At 71.1% G+C, this 19,489-nt stretch carries 19 protein-coding genes; 10 read left to right on the top strand and 9 right to left on the bottom strand.

Annotated features, from left to right (window positions below; genetic code table 11):
- Positions 1–65: 65 nt before the first annotated feature.
- The 3 genes from OHA84_RS23990 to OHA84_RS23980 all read right to left on the bottom strand — a co-directional run bounded on the left by OHA84_RS23990 (position 66) and on the right by OHA84_RS23980 (position 3,340).
- A complete protein-coding gene (locus OHA84_RS23990) occupies positions 66–659 on the bottom strand; it encodes a GNAT family N-acetyltransferase (protein WP_266969843.1) in 594 nt (197 codons plus the stop codon).
- Positions 660–838: 179 nt separating this feature from the next.
- Complete coding sequence (locus OHA84_RS23985; RefSeq protein ID WP_053676442.1) at positions 839–1,888, bottom strand: family 2 encapsulin nanocompartment cargo protein polyprenyl transferase; 1,050 nt, start codon at positions 1,886–1,888, stop codon at positions 839–841.
- A 45-nt stretch (positions 1,889–1,933) separates the two neighbouring features.
- Positions 1,934–3,340 (bottom strand): family 2B encapsulin nanocompartment shell protein, encoded by a 1,407-nt coding sequence (locus OHA84_RS23980; protein ID WP_053676441.1) that lies wholly within the window; start codon positions 3,338–3,340, stop codon positions 1,934–1,936.
- Positions 3,341–3,564: 224 nt separating this feature from the next.
- Between OHA84_RS23980 and OHA84_RS23975 the strand changes: the two genes are divergently transcribed.
- The 4 genes from OHA84_RS23975 (at position 3,565) to OHA84_RS23960 (ending at position 7,115) form a co-directional block, all read left to right on the top strand.
- The gene (locus OHA84_RS23975) at positions 3,565–4,026 is read left to right on the top strand and encodes an Rrf2 family transcriptional regulator (protein WP_266949802.1); all 462 of its coding nucleotides are present in this window, start codon (positions 3,565–3,567) and stop codon (positions 4,024–4,026) included.
- Positions 4,027–4,166: 140 nt separating this feature from the next.
- Positions 4,167–5,372, top strand: a complete 1,206-nt coding sequence (locus tag OHA84_RS23970) for a globin domain-containing protein (RefSeq protein WP_266969846.1) — start codon at positions 4,167–4,169, stop codon at positions 5,370–5,372.
- Positions 5,373–5,542: 170 nt separating this feature from the next.
- A complete protein-coding gene (locus tag OHA84_RS23965) occupies positions 5,543–6,133 on the top strand; it encodes an N-acetylmuramoyl-L-alanine amidase (protein ID WP_053676438.1) in 591 nt (196 codons plus the stop codon).
- Positions 6,134–6,206: 73 nt separating this feature from the next.
- Complete coding sequence (locus OHA84_RS23960; RefSeq protein WP_266969848.1) at positions 6,207–7,115, top strand: 1-aminocyclopropane-1-carboxylate deaminase/D-cysteine desulfhydrase; 909 nt, start codon at positions 6,207–6,209, stop codon at positions 7,113–7,115.
- A gap of 57 nt (positions 7,116–7,172) precedes the next feature.
- On the opposite strand, the gene OHA84_RS23955 is transcribed toward OHA84_RS23960, so the two are convergent.
- Entirely contained in the window at positions 7,173–8,753 is a 1,581-nt protein-coding gene (locus OHA84_RS23955; protein ID WP_053676433.1) for a Na+/H+ antiporter, read from the bottom strand.
- Positions 8,754–8,808: 55 nt separating this feature from the next.
- Here OHA84_RS23955 and OHA84_RS23950 point away from each other — a divergent pair, with 55 nt between their 5' ends.
- The 3 genes from OHA84_RS23950 (at position 8,809) to OHA84_RS23940 (ending at position 10,713) form a co-directional block, all read left to right on the top strand.
- Entirely contained in the window at positions 8,809–9,069 is a 261-nt protein-coding gene (locus OHA84_RS23950) for a UBP-type zinc finger domain-containing protein (protein ID WP_078998547.1), read from the top strand.
- A 205-nt stretch (positions 9,070–9,274) separates the two neighbouring features.
- Positions 9,275–9,688: an anti-sigma regulatory factor gene (locus tag OHA84_RS23945; protein ID WP_053676432.1), complete on the top strand. Its 414-nt coding sequence runs from the start codon at positions 9,275–9,277 to the stop codon at positions 9,686–9,688.
- 11 nt (positions 9,689–9,699) lie between these two features.
- A complete protein-coding gene (locus OHA84_RS23940; protein ID WP_063839456.1) occupies positions 9,700–10,713 on the top strand; it encodes an RNA polymerase sigma factor SigF in 1,014 nt (337 codons plus the stop codon).
- 22 nt (positions 10,714–10,735) lie between these two features.
- On the opposite strand, the gene OHA84_RS23935 is transcribed toward OHA84_RS23940, so the two are convergent.
- On the bottom strand, positions 10,736–11,188 hold the full coding sequence (locus OHA84_RS23935) for a hypothetical protein (RefSeq protein WP_053676430.1): 453 nt from the start codon (positions 11,186–11,188) through the stop codon (positions 10,736–10,738).
- 84 nt (positions 11,189–11,272) lie between these two features.
- On the opposite strand from OHA84_RS23935, the gene OHA84_RS23930 reads away from it, so the two are divergent.
- Together OHA84_RS23930 and OHA84_RS23925 are read left to right on the top strand one after the other, a co-directional pair.
- A complete protein-coding gene (locus tag OHA84_RS23930) occupies positions 11,273–12,238 on the top strand; it encodes a diacylglycerol kinase family protein (protein ID WP_053676429.1) in 966 nt (321 codons plus the stop codon).
- Positions 12,239–12,557: 319 nt separating this feature from the next.
- Positions 12,558–12,815, top strand: a complete 258-nt coding sequence (locus OHA84_RS23925) for a WhiB family transcriptional regulator (RefSeq protein WP_004937597.1) — start codon at positions 12,558–12,560, stop codon at positions 12,813–12,815.
- A gap of 177 nt (positions 12,816–12,992) precedes the next feature.
- On the opposite strand, the gene OHA84_RS23920 is transcribed toward OHA84_RS23925, so the two are convergent.
- Entirely contained in the window at positions 12,993–14,462 is a 1,470-nt protein-coding gene (locus OHA84_RS23920) for a sensor histidine kinase (protein ID WP_266973976.1), read from the bottom strand.
- Positions 14,463–15,139: 677 nt separating this feature from the next.
- Here OHA84_RS23920 and nagB point away from each other — a divergent pair.
- The gene (nagB, locus tag OHA84_RS23915; RefSeq protein WP_266949787.1) at positions 15,140–15,925 is read left to right on the top strand and encodes a glucosamine-6-phosphate deaminase; all 786 of its coding nucleotides are present in this window, start codon (positions 15,140–15,142) and stop codon (positions 15,923–15,925) included.
- 144 nt (positions 15,926–16,069) lie between these two features.
- On the opposite strand, the gene OHA84_RS23910 is transcribed toward nagB, so the two are convergent.
- The 3 genes from OHA84_RS23910 to OHA84_RS23900 are packed head-to-tail and all read right to left on the bottom strand — an operon-like array spanning position 16,070 to position 19,431.
- Positions 16,070–17,560: a glycoside hydrolase family 3 protein gene (locus tag OHA84_RS23910; protein ID WP_266949785.1), complete on the bottom strand. Its 1,491-nt coding sequence runs from the start codon at positions 17,558–17,560 to the stop codon at positions 16,070–16,072.
- A gap of 6 nt (positions 17,561–17,566) precedes the next feature.
- Positions 17,567–18,439, bottom strand: a complete 873-nt coding sequence (locus OHA84_RS23905) for a carbohydrate ABC transporter permease (RefSeq protein WP_053676425.1) — start codon at positions 18,437–18,439, stop codon at positions 17,567–17,569.
- Complete coding sequence (locus OHA84_RS23900; protein ID WP_053676424.1) at positions 18,436–19,431, bottom strand: carbohydrate ABC transporter permease; 996 nt, start codon at positions 19,429–19,431, stop codon at positions 18,436–18,438. The genes OHA84_RS23905 and OHA84_RS23900 overlap by 4 nt, the downstream gene beginning before the upstream one ends.
- Between the last annotated feature and the right edge of the window lie 58 nt (positions 19,432–19,489).

Here is a 19,489-nt window from a genome sequence, read left to right as displayed (position 1 = left end):
GCCACCGCTCCGGGGCACGGCAGTCAAAGTACTTCATGCGGAGTACTTTGACTACACCTTTTGCCTCAGCCCCGCGGCTTGCGCCACATCGGCCACATCAGGGGCCCTTCCGGCAGGCGCACCGCCGCCCCCGTGAACTCCCAGCCGAGCCGCTCGTACAGCCCCTTGCTGCGCTCGCTGCTCGCCTCCAGGTACGCCGGCAGCCCCTCGCGGTCGCACCGCTCCAGCACCGGCCGCATCAGCTCCGTGCCCAGCCCCTCGCCCTGCCGGTCGGGCGCGACGGCGATCATCAGCAGGTACTCGTGCTCCTCGGACGTCGGGTGCGCCTCGCCGGTCAGCCGGCCCACCAACTCGCACCGCTCGTTGTCCGGGTCGGCCACCGCCCGCATCCTCGCCGGGACCTCGTCCTCGCCCTCCGGCTCGCCCGCCGGGATCCGCAGCCACAGCGCCGCCGCCGAACCGTCCGTCGCGTAGTCGATCCGCCCGTCGGCGAGCGCCACGTCCACGAAGACCCCGAGGAACTTCCCGTGCACCGTCGCCCGGTGCCCCGGATCCGGGAAGACCCAGCAGCTGACGGGGTCCTCACGGAAGGCCTCGTCGAGCAGCCGCGCCACCGCGTCCCGGTCCGACCGATCCGCCTGACGTATCTCCAGCACCACTGGACCCACCCCTCACTCGCGCGTCAACGACTGCGGGTGATCCTAGAGTTGGCCCGAACGGCCGGGAAGGCGCGCACGCGACCGCGCGCGCGAAAAGGCCTGTTCCCCGTCGTACGGTGCGGGAACAGGCCCTTCTCCACGCGTGGGCGGTCGCGTGCGCGCCTTCGCGGCCGGTGGATCTACCTGGTGCGCCGGGTGACGAACTCCGCCAGCGCCAGCAACCCGCCCGCCGCCCCCAGGTCCGGGACGGCCCTGGAGAGCTGCTGCACGGCCCGACCCATCCGATCGGCGGCGTGGGCCTGCGCCCAGTCACGCCCCCCGGCCCGGTCCACGGCGTCGGCCGCCGCGCGCACGTCGTCCCCGGCCATGGGGCCCGCGTACAGCGCGGCCAGTTCCTCGCCCGCCGCGGTGCCCGAGGTGAGGGCGGCCACGACCGGGAGGGACTTCTTGCGGGCGATCAGATCGGCCCCGGCGGGCTTGCCGGTGTGCCCCGGGTCCCCCCAGATGCCGATCAGGTCGTCGATCAGCTGGAAGGCCAGGCCGGCCTCCCGGCCGAAGGCGTCCATCGCGTCGACCTCGTCCGGGCCGGCCCCCGCGTACAGCGCCCCCAGCGCGCACGCGCAGCCCAGCAGGGCCCCGGTCTTGGCCGTCGCCATCGTCAGGCACTCGTCGAGCGACACGTCCCCGCGCCGCTCGAACGCGCAGTCCGCCTGCTGCCCGGCGCACAGCTCGATCACGCAGGCCGAGAGCCGGGCCGCGGCCGCCGGGGCGGCCGGGTGCGGATCCTCGGCCAGCAGCTTCAGCGCGAGCGACATCATCGCGTCGCCCGTGATGATCGCGTCCGGCATCCCGAACACGGTCCAGGCCGTGGCCCGGCCGCGCCGCCGGACGTCCTTGTCGATGACGTCGTCGTGCAGCAGCGTGAAGTTGTGCGCCAACTCCACGGCGACGGCCGCCCGCACGGTGTCCCCGGCCTCCGCGCCGGCCCCCTGGAGGGCCTGCGCCGAGGCGAGGACGAGCGCGGGCCTGATGGCCTTGCCCGCGTTCCCCGCGGCCGGAGCGCCGTCCGCGTGTTCCCAGCCGAAGTGGTACATCGCCACGCGTCGCATCCCTGCGGGCAGGCTCTCGATCGCCCGGCGCAGCTCCGGGTTGACCGTTTCCTTCGTCCGCTCCAGCAGGGCCGCGGCCTCGTGCCCCTCGCCGGTGGTGATCGCCTCAGTGGTCGCCATCGCGCTCCCCCGTACTCCCCCGTCGCCGTTCGGCCGGGCCTCTCATCAGCGCCAGCGGGCGATCTCGACGTTCTCCAGCACGCCGAGCGCGTCCGGGACGAGCACCGCGGCGGAGAAGTAGGTGGTGACCAGGTACGAGATGATCGCCTGCTCGCTGATGCCCATGAAGCGGACCGACGTGCTCGGCTCGATCTCGTCCGGGATGCCCGGCTGGTGCAGGCCGATCACGCCGGACTCGTCCTCGCCGGTGCGCATGCAGAGGATGGAGGTGGTCCGGGCGTCGCTGATCGGGATCTTGTTGGACGGGAAGATCGGCACCCCGCGCCAGGACGGCACCCGGTGACCGCCGATCTCGATCGATTCCGGGTACAGCCCGCGCTTGTTGCACTCGCGGCCGAAGGCGGCGATGGCCTTGGGGTGTGCGAGGAAGAGCTTGGATCCGCGCCGCATGCTGAGCAGCTGGTCCATGTCGTCGGGGCTGGGCGCGCCGTCGTGCGGCTGGATGCGCTGGTCGTAGTCGGCGTTGTGGAGGAGGCCGAAGTCGCGGTTGTTGAGCATCTCGTGCTCCTGGCGCTCGCGCAGCGCCTCGACCGTGAGCCGCAACTGCTGCTCGGTCTGGTTCATCGGCTGGTTGTAGAGGTCGGCGACGCGGGTGTGGACGCGCAGAACCGTTTGGGCGATGGAGAGCTCGTACTCGCGCGGCCTGGCCTCGTAGTCGACGAAGGTGCCGGGGAGCACGGCCTCGCCCTGGTGGCCGGCGGAGAGGTCGATCGCGGCCTCGCCGTACTTGTTGGTCCGCTGGGCGGGCAGGGCCCGTACCTCGTCCACGTGCGCCCGCAGCGAGTCCACCCGGTCGGCGAGGAGCTGGAAGTCCTGCCGGGAGAGGACGAGCGCGGTACCGGAGGTGGCGGCCCGGGCGGTGTACTCCCAGATGGCCTCCTCGTCCACGAGGGCGTCCTCGCCGAAGTAGGCGCCGTCGGCGACGGTCTGCAGGACGGCGTCGTCGCCGTAGGGGCCGGTGCCGATCTGGTCGATCCGGCCGTGGGCGAGCAGGAACACCCTGTCGGCGGGGCTGCCGAAGGAGGTGAGCTCCTGGCCGGCCTCGAAGTCGACCTGGTGGCACCGGGCTGCGAGCTCGGTCAGGACGTCGACGTCCTCGTACTCGCGCAGCAGCGGGAGCTCTCCGAGTTCGGCGGGGATCACCTGGACCTGGGTGCCGGTCTTGATGAACTCCACCCGGCCGTCACCGACGGAGTAGCTGAGCCGCCGGTTGACCCGGTACGTACCGCCCTGCACCGACACCCACGGGAGCATCTTGAGCAACCACCGGGAGGTGATCTCCTGCATCTGCGGCGCGGACTTGGTCGTGGTTGCCAAGTTCCGCGCGGCCGAGGTCCCGAGACTGCGCTGCGGTGCCTGGACTTCGGATTCGGAACCTGCCTGGACCGACATGTGTTTCCCTTTCGATCACTCCATGGATCTGCGGGATCAGCCTTCCAGTGCGCGGCGTGGTGAGACCATTACACAAAAGGGTGGGACTACTCCGTATGGGGTGTGGGCACTCTGATGAGTCACTTTCTCCCCTCCAGCCCCTCCGACCCCTCTGGTTTCAGCCATCCACGCCCACCGCCTCGACTTAACTTGCATCGAAGATTCAAGTTTTCTACGGTGGCGTCATGCGGCTGACCCGATTCACCGATCTGGCGCTCCGCGTCCTGATGCGTCTGGCCGTCGAGGACACGGACCTCCCCACCACGCGCGAGGTCGCGGCGACCATGGAGGTCCCGTACACCCACACCGCGAAGGTGGTGGCCAGGCTGCAACACCTCGGCCTGGTCGAGGCGCGGCGCGGCCGGGGCGGCGGGCTCGCCCTGACCGGCGCCGGCCGCGCCGCCTCGGTGGGGACGGTGGTGCGCGAACTGGAGGGCGTCGGCGACGTCGTGGACTGCGACGGCGCCGTCCCGTGTCCACTGCGGAGCGCCTGCCTCCTGCGGGGCGCGCTGCGTCGGGCCCAGGAGGCCTTCTTCGCCGCACTGGACCCGCTCACGGTGAACGACCTGGTGGCAGCCCCCACCGGACCGCTGCTGCTCGGCATTTCGAGCGGACCGCCCGGTCGGGGCGGGGGCCCCGCCGACTGAGGCGCGGATGGCCGGTTCCGAGCGGCCGTCACCCCACCCACGCCACACCCGAGGGTTCTTCGAACAGATCTCCGCATCACCCGGAGACCCTCACGCCCTTTAATTGGTATCCAATAGTCAACTTACAGAGGAGCTCCCCGATGCTGTCCGAGAAGTCGACCGCGACCGTCCGCGCCACCCTGCCCGCCGTGGGGGCGGCCGTCGGCGACATCGCGGAACTCTTCTACGCGAAGCTGTTCGCCGCCCACCCGGCCCTGCTCCGCGACCTGTTCAACCGCGGCAACCAGAAGGCCGGACTGCAACAGCAGGCCCTGGCCGGCTCCATCGCCGCGTTCGCCGGCCACCTCGTCCGGCACCCCGACACCCGGCCCGACGTGGTGCTCGGCCGCATCGCCCACAAGCACGCCTCGCTCGGCATCACCCGCGACCAGTACGCGATCGTCCACCGGCACCTGTTCGAGGCCATCGCGGAGGTTCTCGGGGAGGCCGTCACGCCCGAGGTCGCCGAGGCCTGGGACGAGGTCTACTGGCTGATGGCGGGCGCCCTCATCGCCATCGAGGAGCGGCTGTACGCCGAGCGGCGGGTCGTCGCGGGCGACGTCTGGCGCCCGTGGACGGTCGTCCGCCGCGTCGAGGAGACCGTCGACTGCGCCACCTTCCACCTGGTCCCGGCCGACGGGGCGCCCGCCCCCGGCTTCAAGCCGGGCCAGTACGTCTCCGTCCAGGTCGAACTCCCGGACGGCGCACGGCAGATCCGCCAGTACAGCCTCTCCTCGTCGCCCGCCTCCCCGGTCCGCGCGATCACCGTGAAGCGGGTCCACGGGCCGGCCGCGGGGGGCCCGGACGGGGAGGTGTCCCACCACCTGCACGCCGAGGTCCGCGTCGGCGACACCCTGCGCGTCTCGGCCCCGTACGGCGACCTGGTGCTCCAGGACCCGGCCTCGCCCGTGCTGCTGGCCTCGGCCGGGATCGGCTGCACGCCGATGCTGTCGATGCTGGAGCACCTGGCCGAGACCGGGCACGGCGCCCCGGTGACCGTCCTGCACGCCGATCGCTCCCCGGCCGACCACGCCCTGCGCGGCGACCACCGGGCCTTCACGCACAAGCTCGCCGACGCCTCGGCCCGGTTCTGGTACGAGACCGGCCACGAGGACGCCGCGGCCGACGACGGGGTCGGCCGGCTCGACCTCTCCGACGTCCCGGTGGCCCCGGGCACCCACGCCTACCTGTGCGGGCCGCTGCCCTTCATGCGCGCGGTCCGCGAACAACTGCTCGACAAGGGCGTACCGGCGGCGGACATCCATTACGAGGTCTTCGGGCCCGACCTGTGGCTCGCCTCCGCGTGACAGCCGAGGTCGACGGGACGCGAGGGGCGGACGAGACTTCCGTGAATGTCCGGATTCACTCGCTCGCCGTACGAACGCGCTAGCCGCGGAAGGACTCCCTCCACTACACCGGAACGTGATGGGTCGAACACGAAAGGTGATCGGCCCCTCACGCACGGAAGGAGGCGTCCATGTCCGCACCCATGTCCGCAGACCGTTTCCTCACCCAGTTGCGCAACGAGGGGCTGCGCGTCGTCGAGGTCGGCGCCTGGCGCACCCACAACCGCAACCACAAGGGCCCCTGGGGGCCGGTCAACGGGGTGATGATCCATCACACCGTCACGCAGGGCACCGCGTACACGGTCCGGCTCTGCCGGGACGGCGACGAGGACCTGCCCGGCCCGCTCTGCCACGGCGTGATCACCAAGGACGGCCGGGTCCACCTCGTCGGCTACGGCCGCGCCAACCACGCGGGCTCCGGCGACTCCGACGTCCTGGCCGCGGTGATCGCCGAGAAGCGGCTCCCTCCGGACCACACGGCGAACACCGACGGCAACCGACACTTCTACGGCTTCGAGTGCGAGAACCTCGGCGACGGCAAGGACCCCTGGCCCGCGGTGCAGCTCGACGCCATGGTCCGGGCGGCCGCTGCCGTCTGCCGCTTCCACGGTTGGACCGAGCGCTCGGTGATCGGGCACCTCGAATGGCAGCCGGGCAAGATCGACCCCAAGGGGTTCACGATGACGTGGTTCCGCGAACGCGTGGCGGACCGCCTCAAGTGACCGCCCCGCCACGGGGCGGACCCTGACACCGTCCGTCCCGTGCGCGGCCACCGTCACCGGCGACAATGGGCAGGTGACCAGCCCCGTGGACCCCCGCTCCCTGCTCCTGCCCCGGCCGCCGTCACCGGTGGTCGAGGCGCCGGACGAGCGGTTCGAGCGGTACGGGGTGCGGTTGGTGCTCAAACGGGACGACCTCGTGCACCCCGAGCTGCCGGGCAACAAGTGGCGCAAGCTCGCACCGAACCTGCGGGCGGCCCTGGACGGGGGGGTCCCCGCGCTGGTGACCTTCGGCGGGGCCTACTCCAACCACCTGCGGGCCACCGCCGCCGCCGGGCGGCTGCTCGGGCTGGCGACGGTCGGCGTGGTCCGGGGCGACGAGCTGGCCGGTCGGCCGCTGAACCCGTCCCTGGCCCGCTGCGCGGCCGACGGGATGCGGCTGCACTTCACGTCCCGGTCGCAGTACCGCCGCAAGGCCGAACCGGACACCCTGGCCCGGCTGCTCGCGGCGGCGGACGCGCAGGGCGCGTACCTGATCCCCGAGGGCGGCAGCAACGCCCTCGCCCTGACCGGCTGCGCGGAGTTGGGCCGCGAGCTGCGCGGCGCGGCCGACGTGGTGGCGGTCGCCTGCGGCACCGGCGGCACCCTGGCGGGACTGGCGGCGGGACTGGACCCCGGGCAGCGGGCGTGGGGCGTACCGGTGCTCGCGGGTGGCTTCCTGGGGGCGGAGATACGTTCCCTCCAGCGGGCCGCGTTCGGGGGCCCTGCCGGCGACTGGACCCTGGCCGAGGGCTTCGACCACGGCGGCTACGCGAAGGTCCCGGCGGAACTGGACGCGTTCGCGGCGGACTTCGAGCGCCGCCACGGGGTCCCGATCGAGCGCGTCTACGTCGCGAAGCTGCTCTGGGCGCTGACCGCCCTGACGGAGCGCGGCGCGTTCCCCCCGGGCACCACCCTCGCGGCCGTCGTCACGGGCCGCCCCTGATCCCCGCCGCCCGGGGACGGGGGCCGAACCCGACCCGCCGCCCGCCGCGCCCGGGGATCAGGAGGATTCCTCGCGGTAGGCCGCCGCCTCCTCCAGGTCCAGCCTGCGCAGCAACGCCCGCAGCATCTCGTCGTCGATCCGCCGCTGGTCCCGCAGCGTCACGAACACCTCCCGCTCGGCCTCGATCATCTCGCCGGCGAGGCGACGGTAGACGTCGTCCGCCGACTCGCCCGTGACCGCGTTGACCTCGCCCAGCCGTTCCCACACCGCGTTGCGCCGCCGCTCCAGCACCGTGCGCAGCCGGTCCGCGAGCGGCGGCGGGAGCGCGTTCGCCGGGTCGGCGAGCAGTTCGTCGAGCCGCTCCTCGGCCGACCGCGACGCCTCGCTCTGCGCCTGCGCCTCGGCCAGCGTCTCGGCCTGCGCGTCCCGCGGCGGCAGCCTCAGCAGGCGGATCAGCGGGGGCAGCGTCAACCCCTGGACCACCAGGGTCCCGATGACGGTGGTGAAGGTCAGGAACAGGATCAGGTTGCGGTGCGGCACGCTCAGCGGGACGGAGAAGGCGATGGCCAGCGAGACCACCCCGCGCATGCCCGCCCATCCCACGATGACCGGCGCCTTCCAGTTGGTCTCGGGTTCCCGCTCGCGGATCCGCTCGGACAGCACCCGCGGCAGGAAGGTCGCCGGGAACACCCAGACGAACCGGGCCACGACCACGGCCAGGAACACCGCCAGCGCGTACCAGGCGGCGTCCGGGCCCGCGTACTCGTCGAGTCCCTTGAGGACCACCGGCAGCTGGAGCCCGATCAGCGCGAAGACCACCGACTCCAGGACGAAGGAGATCACCTTCCACACCGCGGCCTCCTGGAGCCGGGTGGCGAAGTCGACCTGCCAGTTGCGGTGTCCGAGGTACAGCGCGACGACGACCACGGCCAGCACCCCGGACGCGTGCACCCGTTCGGCCGCGGCGTACGCCACGAAGGGGATCAGCAGGGACAGGGTGTTCTGGAGCAGCGGGTCCCGCAGCGACCTGCGCAGCAGGTGGATGGGCACCATCAGCAGCAGGCCCATGCCGACACCGCCCACCGAGGCGAGCAGGAACTCGACGATCCCGCCCGCCCAGCCGGCGCTGACGCCGACCGCCGCCGCCAGGGCCACCTTGTAGGCGGTGATGGCGGTGGCGTCGTTCACCAGGGACTCGCCCTGGAGGATCGTCGTGATCCGGTTCGGCAGGCCGAGTTTGCGGGCGATGGCGGTGGCGGCCACGGCGTCCGGCGGAGCGACGACCGCGCCGAGCACCAGCGCCACCGGCAGCGACAGACCGGGCACGACCAGGTAGGCCGCGTACCCGACGGCGAGCGTCGCGAAGAGCACGTACCCGACCGACAGCAGGGCGATCGGCCGCGCGTTGGCCCGCAGGTCCAGGTAGGAACTCTCCATGGCGGCGGTGTGCAGCAGCGGCGGGAGCAGCAGCGGCAGCACGATGTGCGGGTCGAGCGTGTACGACGGCACGCCCGGGATGTACGACGCCATCAAACCGGCCGCGACGAGCAGCAGCGGAGCCGACACGGACGTGCGACGGGCCAACCCCGCGACCACCGCGCTGCCCGCCACCAGCGCCACCAGCGGCAATACCTCCATCGAAGACCCATCCTCATCAGTCCGCGGGCGTCCGCACCTCAGTACGCTGGCCATCATGAGCGAGTGCACCCACGTTGCCGAACTGCCGCGCCCCGAGCCCATCCCCCTTGCCCAGACCTGTCCCGAATGTCTGACGCTCGGGAGCCATCCGGTACAGCTGCGGATGTGCCTGGCGTGCGGTTACGTGGCCTGCTGCGATTCCTCCCCCTACCGGCACGCCACGGCGCACCACCATCAGACGGGCCACCCGATGATGCGCAGCTTCGAACCGGGCGAGACCTGGCGGTGGTGTTTTGTCCACGGTTCGATCGTCTGAGGCGGGGTAGGTCAACCCTCCGCCGGTTCCCCTGATTTGGGCCCGCAGACCTCTAGCCACTGTCCGTACCCATGGGCTTACCATCGGTCACCGGCCTGCGGGCGTGGGGACTCCGGGCAGGTGTCACACGGGGTGCCGCGACACGATCGCCCGGATCGCGATAGCGTCACCGGCGAACAGAGCTCGTACCACCTTGGAGGTGAGGGTGTCCCAGATCGCAGGCGAGCCCGGGACCCAGGACTTCGTGGAAGTCCGGCTGCCGGCTGCGGGTGCCTACCTGTCGGTGCTGCGAACGGCCACGGCCGGCCTCGCCGCACGTTTGGACTTCACCCTCGACGAGATCGAGGACCTCCGCATCGCGGTGGACGAAGCCTGCGCGATCCTGCTCCAGCAGGCCGTGCCCGGCTCCGTCCTCAGTTGCGTCTTCCGGCTGGTCGACGACTCGCTGGAGGTCACGGTCTCCGCACCGACCACCGACGGGCGCGCACCGGAGCGGGACACGTTCGCGTGGACGGTCCTGTCGGCGCTGGCCGGCAAGGTCGAGGCGACGGTCGAGGAGGACCGGACAGTGAGCATCAGCCTCTACAAACAGCGCGGCGCGGGGCCAGGCCCGGCGTGAGCGGCGGGGAGATCCCGGTGCGGGGCGGGGATCGGCCCCGGGTACGACACGAGGTCGACGGTGGCATCCCGGAGCAACTGCACGCCCGGCCACACCCGGCCGACGCGGATGCGGAAGACGGCTTTTTGGACTCGGCGGAGCGACGGGCGGGCCCTGTGAGCGAGAACCAGCACGAAGAACCACAACCAGCACAGCCACCGCCGGCCGCTGCCACGGCCCCGATGGCCCCGATCCCGATGGCGCCGGCGGCACACGTGCCGCTGCCGGATCCGCGCGACCGCAGTGGCGCGCGGGCCCTCTTCTTCGAGCTGCGGGAACTGCCCGACGGCTCGCCGGAGCGGGCCGAACTGCGCAACCGGCTGGTCCGGATGCACCTGCCGCTGGTCGAGCACCTGGCACGGCGGTTCCGCAACCGCGGCGAGCCGCTGGACGACCTGACCCAGGTGGCGACCATCGGCCTGATCAAGTCGGTGGACCGGTTCGACCCGGACCGCGGCGTCGAGTTCTCGACGTACGCCACGCCCACGGTCGTCGGCGAGATCAAGCGCCACTTCCGTGACAAGGGCTGGGCGGTGCGGGTGCCGCGCCGTCTTCAGGAGCTGCGGCTCTCGTTGACCACGGCCACGGCGGAACTCTCACAGCAGCACGGCCGCTCCCCCACGGTGCACGAGCTGGCGGAACGGCTCGGCATCTCCGAGGAGGAGGTGTTGGAGGGGCTGGAATCGGCCAATGCCTACAGCACGCTCTCCCTGGACGTCCCCGACACCGACGACGAGTCGCCGGCCGTGGCGGACACCCTGGGTTCGGAGGACGAGGCGCTGGAGGGCGTCGAGTACCGCGAGTCCCTCAAGCCGCTGCTGGAAGGACTGCCGCCGCGGGAGAAGCGGATCCTGCTGCTGCGGTTCTTCGGCAACATGACCCAGTCGCAGATCGCGCAGGAGGTCGGCATCTCCCAGATGCACGTCTCCCGCCTGCTGGCCCGCACCCTGGCCCAGCTCCGGGAGAAGCTCCTCGTCGAGGAGTAGGACGTACGGATCGACGTACGGGTTATCGGGTCTGTTCCCCAGGCCCGATACCAAGCGCTTCCGTGGCCGTCGGGTTCACGAGCAGCGCCCCCACGGCCACGGCCGTGAGCGCCAGCGCCACCGCGGCGGCGACCATCGCCCCGCCCGTGGTCCACAGGGTCCAGGCGACCGGCATCGCCATCAGCTGGGTGATCAGCGCCGGGCCGCGGCTCCAGCGGCGGCCCAGGCGCAGCCCGCGCGCCGCGATCAGCGGGAGCGCGGCGAGCGCGAGCAGCGTCACGCCCCCGGTCTCGGCCTGCTGCGGGGAGTCGGGATCGCCGGCGATGCCCACGTACAGCATGTAGACGCCGAGGCCGGCGAGCGCCAGACCCTCCAGCGCGGTGAGCACGGCGGCGGCCGTCAGCCGACCGGGCAGCGCGACGGGGGACGGCGCGGACGAGGGGGCGGGAACGTTCGAGGTCGGCTTCTTACTCACCCCAGCAGGGTAGCCGCGCCCCGCCGGCCCCGGAGGGGACGGGCAGTAGGGGGCACCCGCGAAGGGGTGGGTAGGCTGGCGCTCATGCGTGCACTTCTCGTGGCCAACCCAGCAGCGACGACGACCAGTGCGCGCACGCGTGACGTCCTGACCCACGCCCTGGCCAGCGAGATGAAGCTGGAGGCGGTGACCACCGAGTACCGGGGGCACGCGCGGGACCTCGGACGCAGGGCGGCCAACGAGGGTGTCGACCTCGTCGTGGCCCTGGGCGGTGACGGCACCGTCAACGAGGTGGTCAACGGACTGCTGCACAACGGGCCCGATCCGGACCGGCTGCCCCGGCTCGCGGTGGTCCCCGGCGGATCCACGAACGTGTTCGCCCGTGCGCTCGGCCTGCCGAACGACGCGGTCGAGGCTACCGGCGCCCTGCTCGACGCGCTCCGCGAGGAACGCGAACGCACGGTCGGTCTGGGTCTGGCGGCCGGCACCCCGGGCACGGAGGACGAATCGGTCCCGGCGCGCTGGTTCACCTTCTGCGCGGGCTTCGGCTTCGACGCGGGTGTGGTGGGGCGGGTGGAGCAGCAGCGGGAACGCGGCAAGCGTTCGACACACGCCCTCTATGTGCGACAGCTCATGCGTCAGTTCTGGGACGAGCCGAACCGCAGGCACGGCACGGTCACGCTGGAGCGGCCCGGCGCGGATCCGGTGACGGATCTGGTGCTGTCGATAGTCTGCAACACCTCGCCGTGGACGTATCTGGGCAATCGTCCGCTTTACGCGTCCCCGGAGGCGTCGTTCGATACCGCGCTTGACGTACTGGCACTCGATCGTTTGTCAACTCCGGCGGTCGCCAGGTACGCCACGCAGCTCCTGACCTCGACTCCTGAACGCGGGCCGCACGGCAAGCATGCGGTGTCTCTGCACGATCTGACCGACTTCACCTTGCATTCGAAGGTTCCGCTCCCGTTCCAGATGGACGGCGACCACCTCGGGCTGCGCACCAGCGTTCGGTTCACAGGCGTACGCCGTGCACTGCGTGTGATTGTGTGAGTGGAAGGGCCTAAAGCCCTTTCACTCGAACGTATACACGCCGGTCCACCCCCAGGAACTAGGGCTGTGACCTAGTAGACACCGACGAATCCAAAAAAACTTTCCGGAAGGGGTTGTATCCCCGTCCGAGGTTTGCGAATCTCTACATGGCGATCGGGACAGCCCGCAGAACCCGGCACCCGCACAGATCGCCAGAACCCCTCCACGAATCTCGGACCCCACCAGGCAACTGGGGGTCGGCCCTTCCCTCACGGGGGGATTCGTGAAAGCGTTCACATTCACAAGCAACCTGCCCGCAATACAAGGAGATGGAGCAGCCATGGACTGGCGTCACAACGCCGTTTGTCGTGAGGAAGACCCGGAACTCTTCTTCCCCATCGGCAACACCGGTCCTGCGCTGCTGCAGATCGAGGAAGCCAAGGCCGTCTGCCGCCGCTGCCCCGTGATGGAGCAGTGCCTGCAGTGGGCGCTCGAGTCCGGTCAGGACTCCGGTGTCTGGGGCGGCCTCAGCGAGGACGAGCGCCGCGCGATGAAGCGCCGCGCCGCTCGCAATCGGGCGCGCAACGCCACCGCCTGACATCGACTTTCGAGCCTCGAGCCGCAGCGCGTAGTAACCGTATAAGCGCTCAGCAACGTGCTCTTGAGCCCCGGACCGAGAACCTTCGGTCCGGGGCTCAGTGCTGTGCGGGATGCGAAGCAGGTCAGAGCCGACCGACATCGTCACGCAGGGTGACGTTCCGGCTGCTACTCGCTGCTACTTCTGCGGGCTGGCCGGTATGTCGAGGACGACCCGGGTGCCGCGCGGTTCGACCCGGACCATGTCGAACGTTCCCCCGAGTTCACCCTCCACGAGGGTGCGTACGATCTGGAGCCCGAGGTTGCCGGCCCGCTGCGGGTCGAAGGCCTCGGGCAGGCCGCACCCGTCGTCGAGGACCGTGATCAACAGTCGGGCGTCGGCCCGCCCGGAACCGGAGCGCGCGGCGGACACCTCGACGGTGCCGCCCTCCCCCTGGGTGAAGGCGTGTTCCAGGGCGTTCTGCAGGATCTCGGTCAGCACCATCGACAGCGGGGTCGCGACCTCGGCGTCGAGGATCCCGAACCGGCCGGTGCGTCGGCACCGCACCTTGCCGGGCGAGATCTCGGCGACCATCGCGATCACCCTGTCGGCGATCTCGTCGAACTCGACGCGCTCGTCCAGGTTTTGAGAGAGCGTCTCGTGCACGATCGCGATCGATCCGACGCGGCGCACCGCCTCGTTCAGGGCCTCCCGGCCCTGCGGGGAATCCATCCGGCGGGCCTGGAGCCGCAAGAGCGCGGCCACCGTCTGGAGGTTGTTCTTCACCCGGTGGTGGATCTCCCGGATGGTCGCGTCCTTGGTGATCAATTCACGTTCGCGACGACGCAGTTCCGTCACGTCGCGGCACAGCACCAGGGAACCGATCCGGGTGCCCTTGGGCTTGAGCGGGATCGCCCGCAGCTGGATGACGCCGCCGTTCCCCTCGACCTCGGTCTCCCGGGGGGCCCAGCCGCTGGCGAGTTTGACCAGGGCCTCGTCCACCGGGCCCCGGGAGGGGGCGAGTTCGGCGGTGGCGTTGCCCAGGTGCTGGCCGACCAGATCGGAGGCGAGACCGAGCCGGTGGTAGGCGGAGAGCGCGTTCGGGGACGCGTAGGTGACCACCCCGTCGGCGTCGAGCCGGATCAGGCCGTCCCCGACGCGCGGGGAGGCGTCCATGTCCACCTGCTGGCCGGGGTACGGGAACGAGCCCGCCGCGATCATCTGGGCCAGGTCGGAGGCCGACTGGAGGTACGTCAGCTCCAGCCGGCTCGGTGTACGCACGGTGAGCAGGTTGGTGTTGCGGGCGATCACTCCCAGTACCCGGCCCTCGCGGCGGACGGGGATCGACTCGACGCGGACCGGGACCTCCTCGCGCCACTCAGGGTCACCCTCGCGCACGATCCGTCCCTCGTCGAGCGCGGCGTCGAGCAGTGGACGCCGGCCACGCGGAACCAGGTGTCCGACCATGTCGTCCTGATAGGAGGTCGGCCCCGTGTTCGGGCGCATCTGCGCGACCGACACGTAGCGGGTGCCGTCGAGGGTGGGCACCCACAGCACGAGGTCGGCGAAGGAGAGGTCGGAGAGCAGCTGCCACTCGGAAACCAGCAGGTGAAGCCACTCCAGGTCGGTTTCACCGAGAGCGGTGTGCTGGCGTACGAGGTCGTTCATGGAGGGCACGTGGCGAGCGTACCCCGGGTATGGCCATGACTTTCCCCACGGCTCTTACCCAGGAGTACCCAGGAGGGGCCCGGTCCGCGTACTGTTGGAGGAAGTGACGGGTTGCATACCCCCGTCATTGGATGGACAGAACAGAATGGTCTAGTCCACAATTGACTTACGCTTCCGCCCTCCCCGCACAGGAGGACGGATCGAGGTAACCCGCGCGCTCTGCCCTGACCGCGCAGGCTCCTCCCACCGGCCGGAGGGAACCGCACACCCGCCGGCCGTAAGTACTCCGGGCTACGGTGCCGGGCGGGTCGAGGGTCCCGTCCTGCACCGTGGCCCAGAGGAATTCCGGGGCCGCAGAGCCCCATTCCCGCAATTCCCCGCCGCGTCCGCGCGAGCCGTGGCATTTCCACGCCCCTTTTCCCCGGGGCCGCCCCTTCACGCGATGATCGCGACACGCCCGCGAGGCGCCATCCCCGCACACCCCCTCCTCGACGCGACGCCGTCACGCTCCGTGTCCATGTGGAACCGGTCGACGAGGCGAAGCCCCCGACGGCTTCCGGGAGGCCGCGGAAAGGGCACGGGATCACCATGGAAAGAGGGAAGCGACCCGCCGGGAAGGGGTCCGTTCTGTTAGATTGGTCTATACCACACCACCTCTCCAGATCGGCAGGCCCCGCGTGGAAGTTGTCATCGTCCCGGACGCCAAGGCAGGCGGCGAGCTCATCGCGGAGGCCATGGCCGCCCTGGTCCGCCGCAAGCCCGACGCCCTGCTCGGCGTGGCGACCGGCTCTACCCCGCTGCCCGTCTACGAGGCCCTCGCGGCCAAGGTGGAGGCCGGCCTGGTCGACGCCTCGAAGGCCCGCGTCTGTCAGCTCGACGAGTACGTCGGCCTGCCGGCCGGCCACCCCGAGTCCTACCGCGCGGTCGTGCTCCGCGAGGTCGTCGCACCCCTCGGGCTCACCGAGTCCTCGTTCATGGGGCCGGACGGGTCCGCCCAGGACGTCCAGGCGGCCTGTGTGGCCTACGACGAGGCGCTGGCCGCCGCCGGCGGTGTGGACCTCCAGCTGCTCGGCATCGGCACGGACGGGCACATCGGCTTCAACGAGCCGTGCTCCAGCCTCGCCTCCCGCACCCGGATCAAGACGCTGACCGAGCAGACCCGCGTGGACAACGCGCGCTTCTTCGACAACGACATGGACCAGGTCCCGCACCACGTCATCACCCAGGGCATCGGCACCATCCTCGACGCCCGCCACCTGGTCCTGCTGGCCACCGGCGAGGGCAAGGCCGAGGCCGTCGCGCAGACGGTCGAGGGTCCGCTGTCCGCGCTCGTCCCCGCGTCCGCGCTCCAACTGCACCGGCACGCCACGGTCGTCGTGGACGAGGCCGCCGCGTCCAAGCTGAAGCTGGCGGACTACTTCCGCCACACGTACGCCAACAAGCCCTCCTGGCAGGGTCTGTAGCCGACGGCCACGAAGGGCCGGGCCCGCCCCTGACAGGGCGGCCCGGCCCTTCCGCGCACCCGGCACGCCGGCCGCCCCCGGACACGACGGAGCCGGGCACCCCCGTGACGGGTGCCCGGCTCCGTGACTCGCGGCGGACGGCGGCTACACGCCCGCGATGACCTCCGCGGCGGCCCGTCCGCACACCCGTGAGGCGCCGTGCGTCGCGATGTACAGCGCCCCGCGCGGCTCGGCGCGCGGCAGGCCCATCTCGACCACCACCGTGTCGGGGCGGGCCGCGACCAGCGCGTCCAGGGCCTCGATCATCCACGGGTGCCGGTGCGCGTCCCGGACGACCGCGACGACGGTGCGGTCCCCCGCCGCCGCCAGGACGTCCCCGGCGCCGGTGCCCTGCGGGTACACGCCCGAGCGGGTGCCCGGGAGCAGCTCGGCCAGTTCCGCCGCGACGCCCCACGGGGTCTCGTCGCCCACCGCGATGTTCGCGACGGGTGCGAGCGTGGCGACGTACGGGGCGGTGACGGGAGTCGGCGCACCGCTCACGACCACCGCCCTGCGGGCCGCCGTCAGGCCGATGTCGGGCGCGTTCCCCTCCCGCGCGCCCGCATCGGTGACGGCGGCCCGGGATCGGCGGGTCCACTCGGCGAGGGCGCGGACCCGGGCGGCGGCGTCGGCGAGCCGCTCCTCGGGCAGCGTGCCCTCGCGGACGGCGGCGACCAGCGCGTCGCGCAGGGCGAGCACGGTCGCCTCGTCGGCGAGCCCGCCGCCGACGCAGATCGCGTCGGCGCCCGCGGCGATGGCCAGGACCGAGCCGCGCTCGATGCCGTACGTGCCGGCGATGGCGTGCATCTCCATGCCGTCGGTGACGATCAGGCCCTCGTAGCCGAGTTCCTTGCGCAGCAGCCCCGTCAGGATGCGCGGACTCAGCGTGGCCGGGCGGGTCGGGTCGAGGGCGGGCACCAGGATGTGCGCGCTCATGACGGCCTTCGTGCCGGCCTCGATGGCGGCCTTGAACGGTACGAGTTCACGCGCCGTCAGGGTGTCGAGGTCCGCGTCGATGCGGGGCAGCGCGTGGTGCGAGTCGACGTTGGTGTCGCCGTGGCCCGGGAAGTGCTTGGTGCAGGCGGCGACGCCGGCGGCCTGGAGGCCCTCGACGTACGCGGCGGTGTGGCGGGCGGCGAGGTCGGTGTCGGCGCCGAAGGACCGCACGCCGATGACCGGGTTGTCCGGGTTGGAGTTGACGTCGGCGGAGGGCGCCCAGTTGAGGTTGACCCCGCACTCGGCGAGCCGGCGACCCAGCTCCCGGGCGACGTCACGGGTCAGCCCGGTGTCGTCCACCGCGCCGAGGGCCAGGTTGCCGGGGAAGGACGAGCCGCCCCGGACCTCCAGGCGGGTGACGTCGCCGCCCTCCTCGTCGATGGCGACCAGCACGTCGTCGCGCTCGGCGCGCAGTTGCGCGGTCAGCGCGGAGAGCTGGTCGGGCGAGGTGATGTTGCGGCCGAAGAGGCCGACGGCGGTGAGGCCCTCGCCGACCCGGCGCAGCAGCCAGGCGGGGGCGGTGGTGCCCTCGAAGCCGGGCTGGAGCACCGCGAGGGCGTCCCGGGTGAGGGTGTCGGTGTGGTGCGCAAGGACAGTCATGGGCCGTTATCCCTTCACGGCGCCGGCGGTGAGGCCCGCGGCCATCTTGCGCTGGACGATGAGGAAGAGCACGACGATCGGGATCGCCATCATGGTGGAGCCGGCCATCATGGGCGCGAACTCGGTGCCGTTCTTGGTGGTGAAGTTGCCGAGCCAGACGGTGGCGGTCTGGTTCTGCTGGCTCATCAGCATCAGTGCGTAGAGGTACTCGTTCCACGCCTGGATGAACCCGTAGACCGAGGTGGCGACCATGCCGGGGGCGAGCAGCGGGAAGACCACGCGCAGGAAGGCGCCGGTCGGCGTGCAGCCGTCGACCTGGGCGGCCTCCTCGAGTTCCTTCGGGATGTTGACGATGAAGCCGCGCAGCGTCCACACGGTGAAGGGGAGGATGAACGTCAGGTACGTGATGATCAGGCCGGTGAGCTTGTCGTACTGGCCGAGGTCGTTGAGGAGCAGGAAGACCGGGATGATCATCGCGACGAGGGGGATCATCTGGACGGCGAGGATGCCGACGATCACGATCTTGCGGCCGCGGAAGGCGAAGCGGGAGATGGCCAGGGCGGCCAGCATGCCGACGACGATGCCGATGGAGACGACGACGAGCGAGACGATCATGCTTCGGCCGACGGGACCCCAGAAGTCGGAGATCTCCAGCGCACGCCGGAAGTTGTCCAGGGTGAAGGTGCGCGGGAAGAAGTGGGGGTTCGGGTCGATCGCGTCCTTGGCCGGCTTGAAGGCCGTGTTCAGCATCCAGTAGACCGGGAAGCCGACGGTGGCGAAGACCACGAGGCCGATGAGGTTCCAGCCGAGCTTCGACTTCGCCTTCGGCTTGTTCTGCTTGCGGCGGGCGACGGGCGGGGTCGCGGTGGTCGAGGTCACTCCACCTCTCCGATCTTGAGCATCTGGCGCATGTAGACGGCGACCACTCCGAGCAGCAGCAGAACGGTCACGAGGGCGATGGCGGAGCCGCCCGAGTAGTCGTTGACCACGAAGGCCTGCTGGTAGGAGTAGGTGGTCAGCAGCTGGAACTCGGCCTCGGGGTTGCCGTTGCGCATCACGAAGACCTGCGGGAAGACGCCCATGTCCCAGATGACCGAGAGGGTCGTCAGCATCACGATGATCGGCTTCAGGATCGGCAGGGTGACGTGGCGGAACACGCCCCACGCGCCGGCGCCGTCGAGGCGCGCGGCCTCCTCCAGTTCTTTGGGCACCTGGGTGAGGCCCGCGCTGAGCGTGATGACGACGAAGGGCACCGCCCCCCAGACCACCAGGAGCATGATGACCGCGAGGCCCTGGGGGCCGCTGGCGAACCAGTTGTGCCCGATCATGTCGACGCCGGGCAACTTGCTCATCAGGTAGTTGAGGACGCCGTAGTCGGCGTCGAAGAGCCACTTGAAGACGGCGGTGGCGACGATGATCGGCATGCCCCAGCTCGCCACGAGGGCGATGCTGATGAGCGCCTTGACGAAGCCGGACACCTTCTGGAGCAGCAGCGCGATCAGCATGCCGATGACCATCGTCAGGACGACGGCGCCGGCCGCGAAGACGGCGGTGCGCAGGACGACGGTCCAGAAGACCCCGTCGCCGAGGATCTTGGTGAAGTTGTCGAGCCCGACGAACTCGGCGTCCTTGAAGCCCCAGAGTTCGGACTTGCCGAAGCTCTGGAAGGAGAGGGACACGAGTCTGAAGAGCGGGTACCCCATGACGAGGACGATGACCAGGAGGCACGGGGCGAGCAGCAGCCACGGGGTCGCGCCGGAACCCTTGCGGGTCGGCTTCCCCGGCTTGCCCGTACGTCCCGTCCCGATTCCAACGGAGGTGTTCTGCTTCGCCGGCGGCAGGTCGGCGGTGGTTGTCTGTGCGGCACTCATCGCGCGCTCCTCGGGGGTCCCTCTCTTGACGGGCAGCAGGGCCCCGCCGATGTGGCGG

The sequence above is a fragment of the Streptomyces sp. NBC_00513 genome (assembly GCF_041431415.1).
Taxonomy (GTDB): Bacteria; Actinomycetota; Actinomycetes; order Streptomycetales; family Streptomycetaceae; genus Streptomyces.
This window is presented reverse-complemented; position numbering and strand designations above follow the sequence as displayed.